Genomic DNA, 12,440 nt, shown 5'->3' with positions numbered 1-12,440 from the left:
GCTACCGGGAGACGGCTGCCAGACGAGCACGCAGTCGCTCCACCTCGGGCTGGGTCCACTCCACAGGCTGGACCACGGCGTACCAGGCGCTCAGCGGCTGGGTGCCGTAGCGGTGGCCGTGGTCCTCGTCGAAGTCGTTGCTCACCGCCATGTCGACTGCGAGCTGCAGGAACGTCGTCACCGGCGTCCAGCTGATGGCGGGGTTGACGGCCGCGTCCAGCGGCTCCTCCAGCCAGTCCGGCCGCTCCAGCGCGGTCTCCCAGTCCCACCACACGATGGGGTCGTCGGCCTGCTGCAGGAAGACGGAGTGGGCGGGGTCCGCAGTGATGTCGCTCTCCCGGTTGACGAAGCGGAAGGTCCGGCCGTCCCCCACCACGGGACGGATCTGGAGCGACCCCGGGCGCCGCACCCGCTCGGCCTCCCGGCGCAGGTGCATGGTCTCCGGCGGGCCCACCCAGACCGCGCCGTCGACCCGCGCGGCGCTGTCGGCGAGGGAGTCGAAGGCCTGTGCGCCGCCGAAGGAGCCCAGGCTCTCCCCGGCGATGTAGAGGTCCGGCCGTACGCCGTCCAACCCGGCGAGCCGGTCCTCGACGGCCGCCATCAGCGCGACTGCGGTGTCGCCCGCGGCCGCGGACTCCGAGAGGAACGCCAGCGGGCTGGGCAGGTGGGAGTACTGCACCGTGACGACGGCGACGTCGCCGTCGTGGAAGTACTCCACCGGTTGCACGAGCTGCTCGTTGATCCACCCGGTTCCGGTGGGCAGCACCACCAGCAGCGCCGCGCGCTCGAAGGCGCCGAACCGGTCCAGCTCGGCCATCGCCAGCTCCACCCGCCCCGCGACCGTCTCGGCGCAGGCGCGACCGACGTAGACCCGGATCGGCTCGGTGACCGCGCCGGTGGCGAAGTCGGCGAGCTCGTCGGTGCTCGGCCCCCGGGTGAGGAAGCGCCGTCCCTCGTGGCCGGCCTCGTCCCATGCCACTGCGGAGTCCGGGCCCCCCGATCGGAGCAGCGAGGCGGGTGGCTCAGGGTCCCCGGCGGTGTCCAGGTCGCTGAGCGCGAAGCCGGAGTTGAGGCCGTCCAGGGTGCGCTGCAGCACGAAGGTGTTCAGCGCTGCCAGGACCACCCACGCGACCAGGACCAGGGACAGCGCCGCCGCGATCCAGGTCGGCAGCATCCGCGCGCCCAGCCGCGTGGTCCGGAGCCAGAGGAGCTTCAACAGAGTCCCGATGGCGAGGAACGCCAGCGCGACCCCCGCAGCCAGGAGCAGCGTGCCGCCGTAGACGTACCAGAACGACGATCGTTCGTAGCCCAGCCGCTCCCAGGTCCACCGGTGCTGGTCCACGGCGCGTGAGACCGCCCAGACGACGTACCCCAGGACGCCCCCGGCGACGAGCAGCCGGACCCGCCGATCCAGGGCGGCCCCGAACGGGGCGGTTCCCCAGCCCCGGCGGACCCGCAGGAGCTTGCCGAGCCGGGTGAGGCCCAGCCCGAGCCCGTAGCCCAGGGCCACCGAGGCCCCGCTGAGCACACCCTGGAAGAGCCACGAGCGGGCCAGCAGCGACGGTGCCAGGGACTGGGCGAAGAACCATGCGGCCAGCAGCGTGCCCACCAGGCTCGGACGGCGCAGGAGTGTGTCGAAGGTCACCGGGCGTACCTCCTCGCCTCACCGAGAAACTACTCCCGCCGGCGTTCGGCCGCGAGCACCCGTGGGTACGTCGGCACCATGACGACAGCCGAGAAGTCAGACGTGATCGAGCTGCTGGTCGCCCAGCACCAACACATCCGTGATCTCTTCGCGGACGTCGAGAGTGCCTCGGGTGCGGCCAAGCAGGCAAAGTTCGAGGAGCTGCGGCGCTTCCTGGCGGTGCACGAGACCGCCGAGGAGCTGATCACCCACCCGCGGGTCCGGATGAGCGGGGCCAACGACGTGGTCGACGCCCGGCTGGAGGAGGAGACGGAGTCCAAGAAGCTGCTGGCCGCGATGGACGGCATGGACGTCTCCGAGACGGACTTCGACCCCCGGCTCCGCACGCTGCGCATCGCGGTCCTCGCCCACGCCGACGCCGAGGAGCGCGAGGAGTTCCCGCTGCTGCGTGAGGCCGCCGATGACCGGCAGCTGCGGGTGATGGCGCTGGCCCTGCAGGCGGTGGAGGCCATCGCCCCCACTCATCCGCACCCGTCGGTGGGCAGCTCGATGACCACCAACCTGATGGCGGGGCCGCTGGCCTCGGTGGTGGACCGCACCCGCGACGCCGTCACCGCCGTGCTCCGCAAGGGTTGAGCCGAGCACCTGGGTAGGGTCGGCGGCGATGGACCGCCGCCCACCCCTTCCCGCCCTCAGCGCAAACCTGCTCTGGGGGCGTGCGGTGGTGCTCGCGACGGTGGGGCTGGGCACTGGGACCGTCTCCCACCTCGCCGGTGGCGGCAGGCTTCCGGGGCCAGCGGCGATGATGCTGCTGCTGGCCGCCGGCGTGCCGCTGGCGACGCTGTTCCTGCGTCGCCGGGTCGGCCGCACCGCGCTGGTGCTGCTTGTGGCGACGGGCCAGACCCTGACGCACGGCCTGCTGGCCGCGCTCGCCGGCCACCGCGGCGACGCCACCGCCACAGGACCCGTCGTCCTGCCCCGGCGACGCTGCCGGAGGGCAGCGGGCGACGGAGCGGCAGCCTGTACGACCTCTACGCGGCCTCCGTCCCGACGCCGACCGGTGCCGGCTCCGGCCACGGCGGCTGGTGGGCGCACCAGCTGCAGCACCTGAGTGACCAGGGTCTCGCGATGGTGGTGGCCCACCTGGCCGGGGCGGTCGTGTTGGGACTGTTCCTCTCGGTGGGGGAGTCCGCCCTGTGGGCCCTGCTGCTGCTCGTCACCGCGCGTGGTGACGTCGCCCGGGCGTCCGGACGCCGGCGGTTGGCGGCCGCCCAGATGCGTCTGGGCATCGCCCGCTGTGCCGGCCGGCTCCGCTGGCCCGACGTCGCGGTGCGCACCTCGCAGCGCCGAGACCGTGCCGTCCTGAGACGGCGCGGCCCGCCCGTCCTCCTCGCCTGACCTTCTGGTCGGGCCCTCCCCAGCCCCGCCACGGCCGTGTGCGGGGCCGTCGCCCTGACTTCTCGCGAGGAGAACGCTGATGAACCGCACCACCCTGCCCCGACCGTCCACCCACCTGTCCCGTGCCCTGTCCCGGGCACTGTCCGGCGCCGCCGCGGCGCTGCTGCTGGGCTCCGCCCTGACGGCCTGCGGCGATGAGGCCTCCAGCTCCTCGGCCGGCGATCGACCCAGCTCGGCCAGCACCTCGGCCAGTACCGGTGCCAACCCGGTGCTCGAGGTCGAGGACCCGTGGGTGCGGGCCACCACCGGGACCGAGGATCCGACGATGAGTGCCGCCTTCATGACGCTGGACAACACCGGCGACGTCGCGCTGCGCGTGGTCGGCGCCAGCTCGGAGGTCGCCGGGACCGTGCAGCTGCACGAGATGGCAGAGGTCGACGGCAAGGCCGCGATGCGGCAGATCGCCGACGGCATCGCCCTCGAGCCGGGACGCGGCCAGCTGCTGCAGCCCGGCGGCATGCACGTGATGCTGATGGACCTGACCACAGAGCTGGCCCCCGGCGACGAGGTCGAGCTCACGCTGGAGCTCGACGACGGCACACAGGTCGAGGTGACGGCCCCGGTGAAGGCGTTCACCGAGGAGGAGGGGCACTACCACGCGCCCGGCACGGACGAGAACCACTCCCACTGATGTCCGCCTCGACAAGCGGTCCCGGACTCGGTCGGCGCCGGTTCCTGGGCTATCTCGGATCGGCGGCCGTCGGCACCGCGGCGGGCGCGACGGGGACCGCCGCGCTGCGCGGGCACTCGGCCGTCCCCGGCGCCGAACCCGTCCCGGGACCGTCCTCGGGCCGCACGGTGTCGCCGTACGGGGTTCACCAGCCCGGCGTGGCCGCGGGGTCGAGCGCCGTTACCGAGATCGTGGCGCTGGACCTGCTGCCGGGGGTGCGGCGCGAGGCCGACGTGGCGGCCCTGGGACGGCTGCTGCGCGTGTGGACCGGCGACGTGGAGGCGCTGACCACCGGACGTGGGACGCCCGGGGACACCACTCCGTGGCTCGCCAGCCCGGTCGCCGACCTCACGGTCACCGTAGGGCTCGGCGCGCCCCTGCTGGACGGCACCTGGGACCTGCCGGTGCCCAGGGGCTTCGCGCCGGTCCCCGCGATGCGGCACGACCGCCTCGAGCCGGACTGGTCCGGCGGGGACCTGGTGCTGGTGGTCGCCGGTCGCGACGGCACCACCGTGGGCCACGCGGTACGACGGCTGGTCGCCGACGCCGGGCCCTTCGCCGAGCTGCGCTGGCGCCAGCAGGGATCGTGGAACCCCGTCGGTCCCGACGGCCGTCCGGCCACCGGGCGCAACCTCTTCGGCCAGGTGGACGGCTCCGCCAACCCGCGTCCCGGCACACCGCTGTTCGACACGACGGTGTGGATCGACGACGGCCCCTGGGCGGGCGGCACCACCATGGTGCTGCGGCGGATCCGGATGGACCTGCCGACCTGGGACGAGCTGACCCGCCAGGAGCAGGAGCGCTCCGTGGGCCGGGACCTGGCCACGGGAGCACCGCTGACCGGGGGAGCAGAGCTGGACGACGTCGATCTGGCCGCTCGCCGGGACGGTCGCCCGGTGGTGGCCGTCCAGGCGCACGCGCGACGCTCGCACCCCTCGTCCAACGGCGGGGCACGGATCTTCCGCAAGGGCGCGAACTACGAGGTGACGGATCCGGGCCGGTCGGAGGCGGGCCTGCTCTTCTCCAGCTTCCAGGCCGATCTCACGCGGCAGTTCGTCCGGATCCAGAGGACCCTGGACGAGGCCGACGAGCTGAACGAGTGGACCACCGCCGTCGGGTCCGCGGAGTTCGCGGTGCTTCCGGGCTTCACCGAGGGGGAGTGGCTGGGGCAGCGCGTGCTCGATGGGTGAGCACTCAGCACCGCAGGCGCATCCAGAGGCGGGCCGCGGGGTACCCAACCCGTCCCCCACCCGGAAGGACACCCCATGCCCCGTGACGTCGTTGACCTCATCATGGACGACCACCGCGAGTTCGAGCGGCTCTTCGCCGTCCTGCGCACCGACCCGACCAAGCGAGCCACCGTCACCCCGGTGCTGACCACCCTGCTCTTCGCCCACGGGCGCGCCGAGGAAGCGGTGATCTACCCGGCGGCCATCAACGAGGCGGACGAGGCCGACGAGGTCGAGCACAGCCAGGAGGAGCACGTCGAGGCAGACGAGCTGATGGAGAAGCTCGCGGGCAAGGACCCGGAGTCCAGCGAGTTCGGGGACATCCTGGAGCAGGTGATCGAGGCCGTCACCCACCACCTCGAGGAGGAGGAGGAGACGGTGCTGCCCGGCATGCGCGAGAAGATGTCGGCCGACCGGCTGCTCGAGCTCGGGGAGGAGTTCCTCGCCGTGCGCAAGGAGCTCCTCGGGGACCAGGTCGAGGACGTCACCAAGGCCCAGCTCCAGCAGCAGGCCGAGAACATGAACGTCGAGGGTGCCTCATCGCTGTCCAAGGAGCAGCTCAAGGAGACCCTGCAGGAGCAGGCCGCCGAGGAGTGAGCTCCAGGCTCAGCTCTCGCGCGGCGCGACGACCTCGTCGAGCCGCGCGAGCAGCTCGGCCACGTCGCGCAGCACGCACGCGGCACCGGCCTCCTCCAGCTCGTCCTTGCCGAAGCCCCCGCTGAGCACGGCGACGGTCGGGATGCCCCGGGCGTTGGCGGCCTTGACGTCCCACACGGTGTCGCCGACGAGCAGGGCCCGGCTGCCCGAGACCTTCGACAGGGCGACGTCGAGCAGCTCCGGGTCCGGCTTGGTCTCCTCGGCGTCCTCGGCCGTGGTCGAGGCGTCGACCTTCTCCTCGGCGTCCAGCAGCCGCAGCGCGTGCTCGGCGTGCTCGGGGATCGAGGAGCTGGCCAGCACCACGCCGAGGCCACGCTCGCCCAAGGAGTCCAGCAGGTCGCGAGCGCCCGGGAACAGGGTGGTCTGCTCGATCATCTCCTCGTACTCCTTCTCCCACGCCTCGCGGATCGCGTCGCCGTCGCTCTCCTCGACCGCGTCCCCGGCCACCGCGGCGACCAGCTTGTCGCCGCCCATGCCGACGTGCCGGTGCACGACCCAGCCGGCCACGTCGTGCCCGTGGCGGGCGAACGCGCGCAGCCACGCCACCGTGTGGTGGTAGTTGGAGTCCAGCAGCGTGCCGTCGATGTCCAGCAGGACGGTGTCGACCACCAGGGGCAGGGCAGGGGTCACGGGGACGTTCTCGCTTTCGTCAGGGTCAGGAGCCGGTCGGGTGCAGCGGAGCGGTGCCGTGCCCGGCCTTGTCGGGCAGGGCAAGGAGCAGCTCCGCCAGGGCTTCCTGGGCGGTGTGCTCGGGCACCCAGCCGAGCTCGCGGGTGGCGCGGCCGATCGACATGATCGGGAGCCTGGTCAGGGCGTCGAAGAGCTTGGGGTCCGCCGGCACCAGCCTGGCCTTCCAGGCCGCGGCCAGGCCGTTGCGCAGCACGCCGGCGGGGACGCCCACGCGGCGAGCGTGCAGCAGCTCTGCCAGGTCGTCCGGCTCCACCACGCCCGAGCCGGCGAGGTTGAACGGCCCGCCAGCGCGGCGGACCACGATCCGCACCACCGCGTCAGCCAGGTCGCTGGCGTGCACGGCCTGGAAGGGCACGTCGTCCGGGAACGGCAGCACCGGCACCAGGGCGGGCCGGATCAGTGTTTGGGGGACCAGCCGACCGAGGAAGATCCGCTTCTGCTCCGAGGCGGCTCGGCGCTGGAAGACGAACGCCGGGCGCAGCCGGCTCACCACCGGTGCCTGCGCGCCCGCCTCGACGGCGTCCAGCAGCCGCTCGACGTACGCCTTCTCCCGGGCGTACGGCGCGGCGGAGGTGCCGTGGGTGGGCCAGGTCTCGTCGACCGGAGCGAGGTCGGTGCGTGGGGAGTAGGCCGCGATGGAGGACGCCGCCACCACGTGCGGCACCCCGGCGGCGGCCACGGCCTCCAGGACCCGCGCGGTGCCGACCGCGTTCGTCTCCCAAGTCACCTCGGGACGGTGGCTGGGCTGGAACATCCAGGCCAGGTGCACCACGCAGTCAGCGCCGCGCAGCAGGTCGGTGAGCGGGTCCCGGCGTACGTCGGCGCTCACCCACTCCACGCGCCCGGACCGGGCGGCCTCGGCGTCGAGCGGGGTGCGCCGCGCAATCCCGGTGATCCCGGTGACCTCCGGCTCGGCGAGCAGCCTGTCAACCACCGCGGTGCCGATGTTGCCGGTGGCGCCGATCACCACGACCTTCATGCCGACCTCCTGATGACTGGGGTGCTCACGACTCGGACAGGGTGGGCAGCAGCTCGTCGGCGGCCCAGCTGAGGAACTCCTCCTGGGTGTCGCCGCCGATCTGGATCAGCGCCAGGTCGGTGAAGCCGGCCTCGCGCCACTCGGCGGCCGCCTCGACGATCGCGGCCACGTCGTCCCCGCAGGGGATGGACTCCGCCACGTCCTCGGGGCGGACGAACTGGCTCGCCGCGGCGAACCCCGCGGTGCCCGGCAGCTCGGAGTTGACCTTCCAGCCGCCGCCGAACCAGCGGAACTGCTCATGCGCCCGACGTACGGCGGCCTCCCGGTCGCGGTCGAAGCTGATCGGCATCTGCCCGATCTTGCGCTCCCCGCGCGAGCCCGCTCCGGACCATCCCTGCACCAGGTCGGCGTTCGGCTCGACCGCGACCATGTGGTCCACCAGGGGCGCCAGCTTGGCGATGGAGGACGGGCCCGAGACGGCCGCGGCGATCGGCACCCGCACCTCGGGCAGGTCCCAGAGCTTGGCGGACTCCACAGAGAAGTGCTGGCCGCGGTGGTTGACGTAGCCGCCGTCGAAGAGGCCGTTGATGATCTCCAGCGCCTCGACCAGCATCTCGTGCCGCACGTCGACCGAGGGCCAGCCGCCTCCCACGACGTGCTCGTTGAGGTTCTCCCCGGAGCCCACGCCGAGGGTGAACCTCCCGTCGGAGAGCAGCTGCACGGTCGCGGCCTTCTGCGCCACCACCGCGGGGTGGTACCGCTTGGTCGGGCACGTCACGTAGGTCATCAGCTCCACCCGCCGGGTCACCTGGGTGACCGCGCCGAGCATGCTCCAGGCATAGCCGGCATGCCCCTGCTCGTCGAGCCAGGGGAAGTAGTGGTCGCTCATCACCTCGAAGTCGAAGCCCACCTCCTCGGCCCGGGCGGCGTGCCGCACGAGGGCTGGTGGGCTGACCTGCTCCGTCATGAGTGTGTAGCCGATGCGCATGTGCGAGCCGTACCCCGGTGCTGGGGGAGTCATGCAGCGCGGAGCCGGGGCTGCAGGAAACCCCGCCTGAGCGGGGAACCTGGACCTTAGGGGGGCATGCATGCCCCTCTAAGTGCAGGGACACCCGCCTAGGCGGGTATCCCTGCACCGGGGGATCAGGGGCGGAAGACCACCTTGAAGGTGCCGTCGACCTTCCCCTGGAAGTCGGCGTACGCCTTGGGGGCGTCGTCGAGGGAGACGTGGTGGCTGGCGAAGGACTCCAGGCCGAGGGGGTCGGCGTCGTCGACGGCGAGCGGCATCAGGTCGTCGATCCAGCGCTTGACGTTGGCCTGGCCCATGCGCAGCTGCAGCTGCTTGTCGAACATCTCCATCAGCGGCAGCGGCTGGGTCATGCCGCCGTAGACGCCGCTGAGGGAGACGGTGCCGCCCCGGCGTACGGCGTCCAGGGAGGTGAGCAGGGCAGCGGCGCGGTCCACGCCGACGCGCTGCATCAGGGCTGCGGAGACCTTGCGGGGCAGCAGGCCCAGGGCCTTCTGGCTCAGCTCGGCGACCGGGGACCCGTGGGCCTCCATGCCGACGGCGTCGACCACGGAGTCGGCGCCCCGGCCGGCGGTCAGCGAGCGGATCTCCTCGGCGACGTCGTCCACGGCCGACAGGTCGATGGTCTCGGCGCCCGCGGCCTGGCCGCGGGCGAGCCGCTCGGGCACCTGGTCGACCGCGATCACCCGCAGGCCCAGGTGGCGCGCGATGCGCACCGACATCAGGCCGATCGGGCCCAGGCCCATCACCGCCAGCGTGCCGCCCTCGGGCACGTCGGCGTAGGCGACGGCCTGCCACGCGGTGGGGGCAACGTCGGAGAGGAAGAGGAAGCGGTCGTCCGCGGGCCCCTGGGGCACCTTGATCGGACCGAACTGCGCCTGCGGGACGCGCAGGTACTCCGCCTGCCCGCCCGGCACGCTGCCGTAGAGCTTGCTGTAGCCGAAGAGGGCGGCGCCCGAGCCGTACTCGCGGACCTGGGTGGTCTCGCACTGGGTGTAGAGCTGGCGCTCGCACATGAAGCAGTGGCCGCACGCGATCTGGAAAGGGATCACCACGCGGTCGCCGACGGCGAGGTTCGAGACTTCCGAGCCCACCTCCTCCACGATGCCCATCGGCTCGTGGCCCACGACGTCGCCGGGCGTCATGAAGGGACTCAACGGCTCGTAGAGGTGCAGGTCGGAGCCGCACAGGCCCGAGGACGTGACCTTGATGATCGCGTCAGTCGGCTGCTCGATGACCGGGTCCGGCACCTCCTCCACGCGGATGTCCCGGGTGCCGTGCCATGTCACTGCCTTCATGTGTAGCTCCTCGTCGAAAAGGGGGGGGAACCGCTCGGTACCCCTGATCGCAGAGGGCGACACCCTCAGCCCGGGGGGACCGGGGGGTCCGCGAAGATCCGCGGCAGCTGCGAGGCCCGTGAGGTGAAATCGGGCGCCCGCTTCTCCCGGAAGGCCGCGACCCCTTCCTTGCCGTCGCCCACGCTGGTGTGGAACATCGCCAGGCTGTCGGCGAGGTGGGTGGTGAGCGGGTGCGGCGCCGCGGTGCCGGCGTACACCAGCTGCTTGGCCAGCGCCAGGGCGACCGGCGACCTGCCGACGACGAACGACCGTGCCAGCGCCAGCGCGGCGGGCACCAGGTCCTCAGGCTCGTGCACCGAGCGGACCAGCCGCCCGGCCAACGCCTGCTCGGCGTCGAGCACGTCGGCGGAGTAGATCCACTCCAGGGCCTGCTGGACGCCCACGATCCGCGGCAGGAACCAGGTCGAGCACGCCTCGGGCACGATGCCCAGCCGGCCGAAGACGAAGCCGATCCGGGCCTTGGTGGAGGCCAGCCGCAGGTCCATCGCACAGGTCATCGTGGCCCCGATCCCCACCGCCGGGCCGTTGATCGCGGCGATCACCGGCTTGGGGCAGGCGTGGATGGCGAGGGTGACCCTGCCGCCGGTGTCCCGCACCCCGTCGGCGTACGGCGGCTGGTCGAGGTTGGCGGCCAGCTCGGCGGGCGTGGGGTCCAGGGACTCGTCGAGCCCGAACACGTTGCCCGGTGCCGAGAGGTCCATCCCGGCGCAGAAGGCACGGCCGGCTCCGGTCACCACCACGGCCCGGACCGTGTCGTCGCCGGCGGCGGCGAGGAAGAACTGCTCGAGCTCGGCAGCCATGGTGACGGTGAAGGAGTTGAGCTGCTCGGGCCGGTCCAGGGTGAGCAGCGCGACGCCGTCGTCGTCCACGCTCACGCTGATCGTCTGGTAGCCGCCGTCGGGCGCGGCGGCGCTCATCGGGGCAGGCCCGAGGGGTGCAGAGGTCCTTCGGGATGGACTCGGTGTCGTCCTCGATGAGGTGGGTGAAGAACTGCTTCGAACGCTCGGCGTCCCAGTTGACCGCGGTGTCACGGATCGGGATCCCGCAGGTCAGCCCCTTGTCCCCGTCGACCCGGGTCATCGCCCAGCCGAACCTGGCGAAGGCCAGCGGACTGGTGCCCTCGCTGACGGTGAAGGACTTGGCGGTGGCCATCGCCAGCCGGTAGTAGCGCACCGGGTTGACCACGGTCCACGGCGAGGCGGCGGTGCTGCCCACGGCGGAGACCACCTCGCGCTGGGCCCGCGCCCGGTCGATGTCACCGAGCTGGGTGTAGGTCTTGCGGGACCGGGCGTAGCCGAGCGCGGTGCGGCCGTCGGCCTCCTGGCACCCCTTGGCGATGTCGAGCTTGGCCTGGGGGTCCTTCATGTCCTGCTTGGGACAGATCTCCACGCCGCCCACGGCGTCGACCATGTCGACGAAGCCGCCGAACCCGACCTCCACGTAGTGGTCGATGCGGATGCCGGTGTTCTGCTCGATGGTCTCCACCAGCAGCTTGGGGCCGCCCCACGCGTACGCCGCGTTGATCTTGCTGGTGCCCTTGCCCGGGATCGGGACGATGGAGTCGCGGGGGATCGACATCAGCACGTTGGGCCCGCTGCCGGTGTGCAGCACCATGATCGTGTCCGTGCGCTGGCCCACGTCGCCGCCGGTCCCGAGGTCCTTGCGCTGCTCCTCGGTGAGGTCGCCGCGGGAGTCGCTGCCCACCATCAGGTACGTCGTACCGGGCTGCTCTGCGGGACGCTCACCACCGGGGTCGGCGTCGACCTTGTCGACCTTGCCCCAGGCCCAGAACGGCACCGCGACCAGGAACACCAGCCACAGCAGGAAGACCCAGCGCAGCAGCCCGAGGCGCAGCCGGGGACGGAACCGGCCGCGCGAGCGTCCCGAGCCGGCGGGCGCGGGGCGCGGCGGAGAGGGGGGCTGCCGGGGCGGGGCCGCCGGCGCACTGGCGCGCCGGGGCTCGGCGCGAGCGCCGGAGGGCCGCGGGGTGGTGGGCATCATCCGGGTCTCGTCGGGCCGGGACGGCCGGGAGACGGGACGCGTGGGCTCGGCGGGGGACGGGGAGCCGGAGCCCTTGCCGCTGCCGTAGAGCCATTGGTACTCAGGGGTCCCCTCCTCGGGGCCGCCCTTTCCCCGAGGTCGATCAGCCATGGCACGAAACTACCCCCAGGGGCGCCGGATAGCCTGCGCACCATGCACTCTGAGAGGGACTCCGACCACCCGGACCAGCCCGCTGAGGCCCGCCCCACCTCCTACTCGCGGGTCTCGCTGTCGCTGATGACCGGCTCGGTGCACGCCAACCTGCTCGGCAACATCCATGGCGGGGAGATCATGAAGCTCGCCGACTCCACCGCGGGCGCGGTGGCCCAGCGCCACAGCGGAGGGCCTGCGGTGACGGCGGCGATGGACCAGATGGCGTTCCTGCACCCGGTGTACGTGGGCGACATCGTGCGGGCCTCGGGACAGGTCAACTGGGCGGGACGCTCCTCGATGGAGATCGGGGTGCGGGTCGAGGCGCAGCCGTGGAACAGCGCCGCGAACGAGCCTCGGCACGTCGCCTCGGCGTACTTCGTGTTCGTCGCGGTCGACGCCTCCGGGCAGGCCCGCCCGGTGCCGGAGCTGCTGCTGGAGAGCGCCGCCGACGTACGCCGCCACCGGGAGGCCGGCATCCGGCGCCAGCACCGGCTGGCGAGACGGACCGAGATCGAGCGCGGACGCGCCTGAGGC

At 72.6% G+C, this 12,440-nt stretch carries 14 protein-coding genes and 1 pseudogene; 8 read left to right on the top strand and 7 right to left on the bottom strand.

Translation table 11 applies throughout. The features are described 5' to 3' along the window. Position 1: 1 nt before the first annotated feature. Positions 2-1,645, bottom strand: a complete 1,644-nt coding sequence (locus C0R66_RS13135; protein ID WP_101525079.1) for an alpha/beta-hydrolase family protein — start codon at positions 1,643-1,645, stop codon at positions 2-4. A gap of 78 nt (positions 1,646-1,723) precedes the next feature. On the opposite strand from C0R66_RS13135, the gene C0R66_RS13130 reads away from it, so the two are divergent. From C0R66_RS13130 to C0R66_RS13105, 6 genes are all read left to right on the top strand, one after another. Next, complete coding sequence (locus tag C0R66_RS13130) at positions 1,724-2,281, top strand: hemerythrin domain-containing protein (protein ID WP_101525078.1); 558 nt, start codon at positions 1,724-1,726, stop codon at positions 2,279-2,281. Between the two features lie 28 nt (positions 2,282-2,309). Next, the gene (locus C0R66_RS13125; protein ID WP_101525077.1) at positions 2,310-2,756 is read left to right on the top strand and encodes a hypothetical protein; all 447 of its coding nucleotides are present in this window, start codon (positions 2,310-2,312) and stop codon (positions 2,754-2,756) included. Between the two features lie 17 nt (positions 2,757-2,773). Further along, positions 2,774-3,043, top strand: a complete 270-nt coding sequence (locus C0R66_RS13120) for a hypothetical protein (RefSeq protein ID WP_101525076.1) — start codon at positions 2,774-2,776, stop codon at positions 3,041-3,043. A 79-nt stretch (positions 3,044-3,122) separates the two neighbouring features. Further along, positions 3,123-3,734, top strand: coding sequence for a copper chaperone PCu(A)C (locus tag C0R66_RS13115; RefSeq protein ID WP_101525075.1), 612 nt, complete (start codon positions 3,123-3,125; stop codon positions 3,732-3,734). Further along, on the top strand, positions 3,734-4,963 hold the full coding sequence (locus tag C0R66_RS13110) for a Dyp-type peroxidase (RefSeq protein ID WP_101525074.1): 1,230 nt from the start codon (positions 3,734-3,736) through the stop codon (positions 4,961-4,963). Before C0R66_RS13115 ends, C0R66_RS13110 begins: the two co-directional genes overlap by 1 nt. A gap of 75 nt (positions 4,964-5,038) precedes the next feature. Beyond that, entirely contained in the window at positions 5,039-5,599 is a 561-nt protein-coding gene (locus C0R66_RS13105) for a hemerythrin domain-containing protein (RefSeq protein ID WP_101525073.1), read from the top strand. Between the two features lie 9 nt (positions 5,600-5,608). On the opposite strand, the gene C0R66_RS13100 is transcribed toward C0R66_RS13105, so the two are convergent. The 5 genes from C0R66_RS13100 to C0R66_RS13080 all read right to left on the bottom strand — a co-directional run bounded on the left by C0R66_RS13100 (position 5,609) and on the right by C0R66_RS13080 (position 10,630). Then, on the bottom strand, positions 5,609-6,289 hold the full coding sequence (locus C0R66_RS13100) for an HAD family hydrolase (RefSeq protein WP_199286678.1): 681 nt from the start codon (positions 6,287-6,289) through the stop codon (positions 5,609-5,611). Positions 6,290-6,314: 25 nt separating this feature from the next. After that, on the bottom strand, positions 6,315-7,328 hold the full coding sequence (locus C0R66_RS13095) for an NAD-dependent epimerase/dehydratase family protein (protein WP_101525072.1): 1,014 nt from the start codon (positions 7,326-7,328) through the stop codon (positions 6,315-6,317). A 25-nt stretch (positions 7,329-7,353) separates the two neighbouring features. Continuing rightward, positions 7,354-8,349, bottom strand: coding sequence for a TIGR03557 family F420-dependent LLM class oxidoreductase (locus tag C0R66_RS13090; RefSeq protein ID WP_241901440.1), 996 nt, complete (start codon positions 8,347-8,349; stop codon positions 7,354-7,356). Positions 8,350-8,471: 122 nt separating this feature from the next. Then, positions 8,472-9,653 (bottom strand): zinc-dependent alcohol dehydrogenase, encoded by a 1,182-nt coding sequence (locus C0R66_RS13085; protein ID WP_101525070.1) that lies wholly within the window; start codon positions 9,651-9,653, stop codon positions 8,472-8,474. Positions 9,654-9,718: 65 nt separating this feature from the next. Beyond that, positions 9,719-10,630 (bottom strand): crotonase/enoyl-CoA hydratase family protein, encoded by a 912-nt coding sequence (locus tag C0R66_RS13080; RefSeq protein WP_101525069.1) that lies wholly within the window; start codon positions 10,628-10,630, stop codon positions 9,719-9,721. Positions 10,631-10,665: 35 nt separating this feature from the next. Here C0R66_RS13080 and C0R66_RS19575 point away from each other — a divergent pair, with 35 nt between their 5' ends. Continuing rightward, entirely contained in the window at positions 10,666-10,878 is a 213-nt protein-coding gene (locus C0R66_RS19575; protein WP_241901439.1) for a hypothetical protein, read from the top strand. A gap of 95 nt (positions 10,879-10,973) precedes the next feature. Here C0R66_RS19575 and C0R66_RS19570 read toward each other — a convergent pair. After that, positions 10,974-11,285, bottom strand: a pseudogene (locus C0R66_RS19570) (LCP family protein); the annotation flags it as partial. A gap of 621 nt (positions 11,286-11,906) precedes the next feature. On the opposite strand from C0R66_RS19570, the gene C0R66_RS13070 reads away from it, so the two are divergent. Continuing rightward, the gene (locus tag C0R66_RS13070) at positions 11,907-12,437 is read left to right on the top strand and encodes an acyl-CoA thioesterase (RefSeq protein WP_101525068.1); all 531 of its coding nucleotides are present in this window, start codon (positions 11,907-11,909) and stop codon (positions 12,435-12,437) included. Positions 12,438-12,440 lie beyond the last annotated feature (3 nt).

The organism is Nocardioides houyundeii (genome assembly GCF_002865585.1).
GTDB classification, from domain to species: Bacteria; Actinomycetota; Actinomycetes; order Propionibacteriales; family Nocardioidaceae; genus Nocardioides; species Nocardioides houyundeii.
The sequence above is the reverse complement of the archived record's forward strand: the minus strand, read 5'-3'. Positions and strand labels throughout refer to the sequence as shown.

Bases quoted from the DNA above. Each gene is read 5' to 3' on its own strand.
- C0R66_RS13130 (WP_101525078.1), top strand. From the start codon at position 1,724: ATGACGACAGCCGAGAAGTCAGACGTGATCGAGCTGCTGGTCGCCCAG.
- C0R66_RS13125 (WP_101525077.1), top strand. From the start codon at position 2,310: ATGGACCGCCGCCCACCCCTTCCCGCCCTCAGCGCAAACCTGCTCTGG.
- C0R66_RS13120 (WP_101525076.1), top strand. From the start codon at position 2,774: ATGGTGGTGGCCCACCTGGCCGGGGCGGTCGTGTTGGGACTGTTCCTC.
- C0R66_RS13115 (WP_101525075.1), top strand. From the start codon at position 3,123: ATGAACCGCACCACCCTGCCCCGACCGTCCACCCACCTGTCCCGTGCC.
- C0R66_RS13110 (WP_101525074.1), top strand. From the start codon at position 3,734: ATGTCCGCCTCGACAAGCGGTCCCGGACTCGGTCGGCGCCGGTTCCTG.
- C0R66_RS13105 (WP_101525073.1), top strand. From the start codon at position 5,039: ATGCCCCGTGACGTCGTTGACCTCATCATGGACGACCACCGCGAGTTC.
- C0R66_RS13095 (WP_101525072.1), bottom strand. From the start codon at position 7,328: ATGAAGGTCGTGGTGATCGGCGCCACCGGCAACATCGGCACCGCGGTG.
- C0R66_RS13090 (WP_241901440.1), bottom strand. From the start codon at position 8,349: ATGACTCCCCCAGCACCGGGGTACGGCTCGCACATGCGCATCGGCTAC.
- C0R66_RS13085 (WP_101525070.1), bottom strand. From the start codon at position 9,653: ATGAAGGCAGTGACATGGCACGGCACCCGGGACATCCGCGTGGAGGAG.
- C0R66_RS13080 (WP_101525069.1), bottom strand. From the start codon at position 10,630: ATGAGCGCCGCCGCGCCCGACGGCGGCTACCAGACGATCAGCGTGAGC.
- C0R66_RS19575 (WP_241901439.1), top strand. From the start codon at position 10,666: ATGGACTCGGTGTCGTCCTCGATGAGGTGGGTGAAGAACTGCTTCGAA.
- C0R66_RS13070 (WP_101525068.1), top strand. From the start codon at position 11,907: ATGCACTCTGAGAGGGACTCCGACCACCCGGACCAGCCCGCTGAGGCC.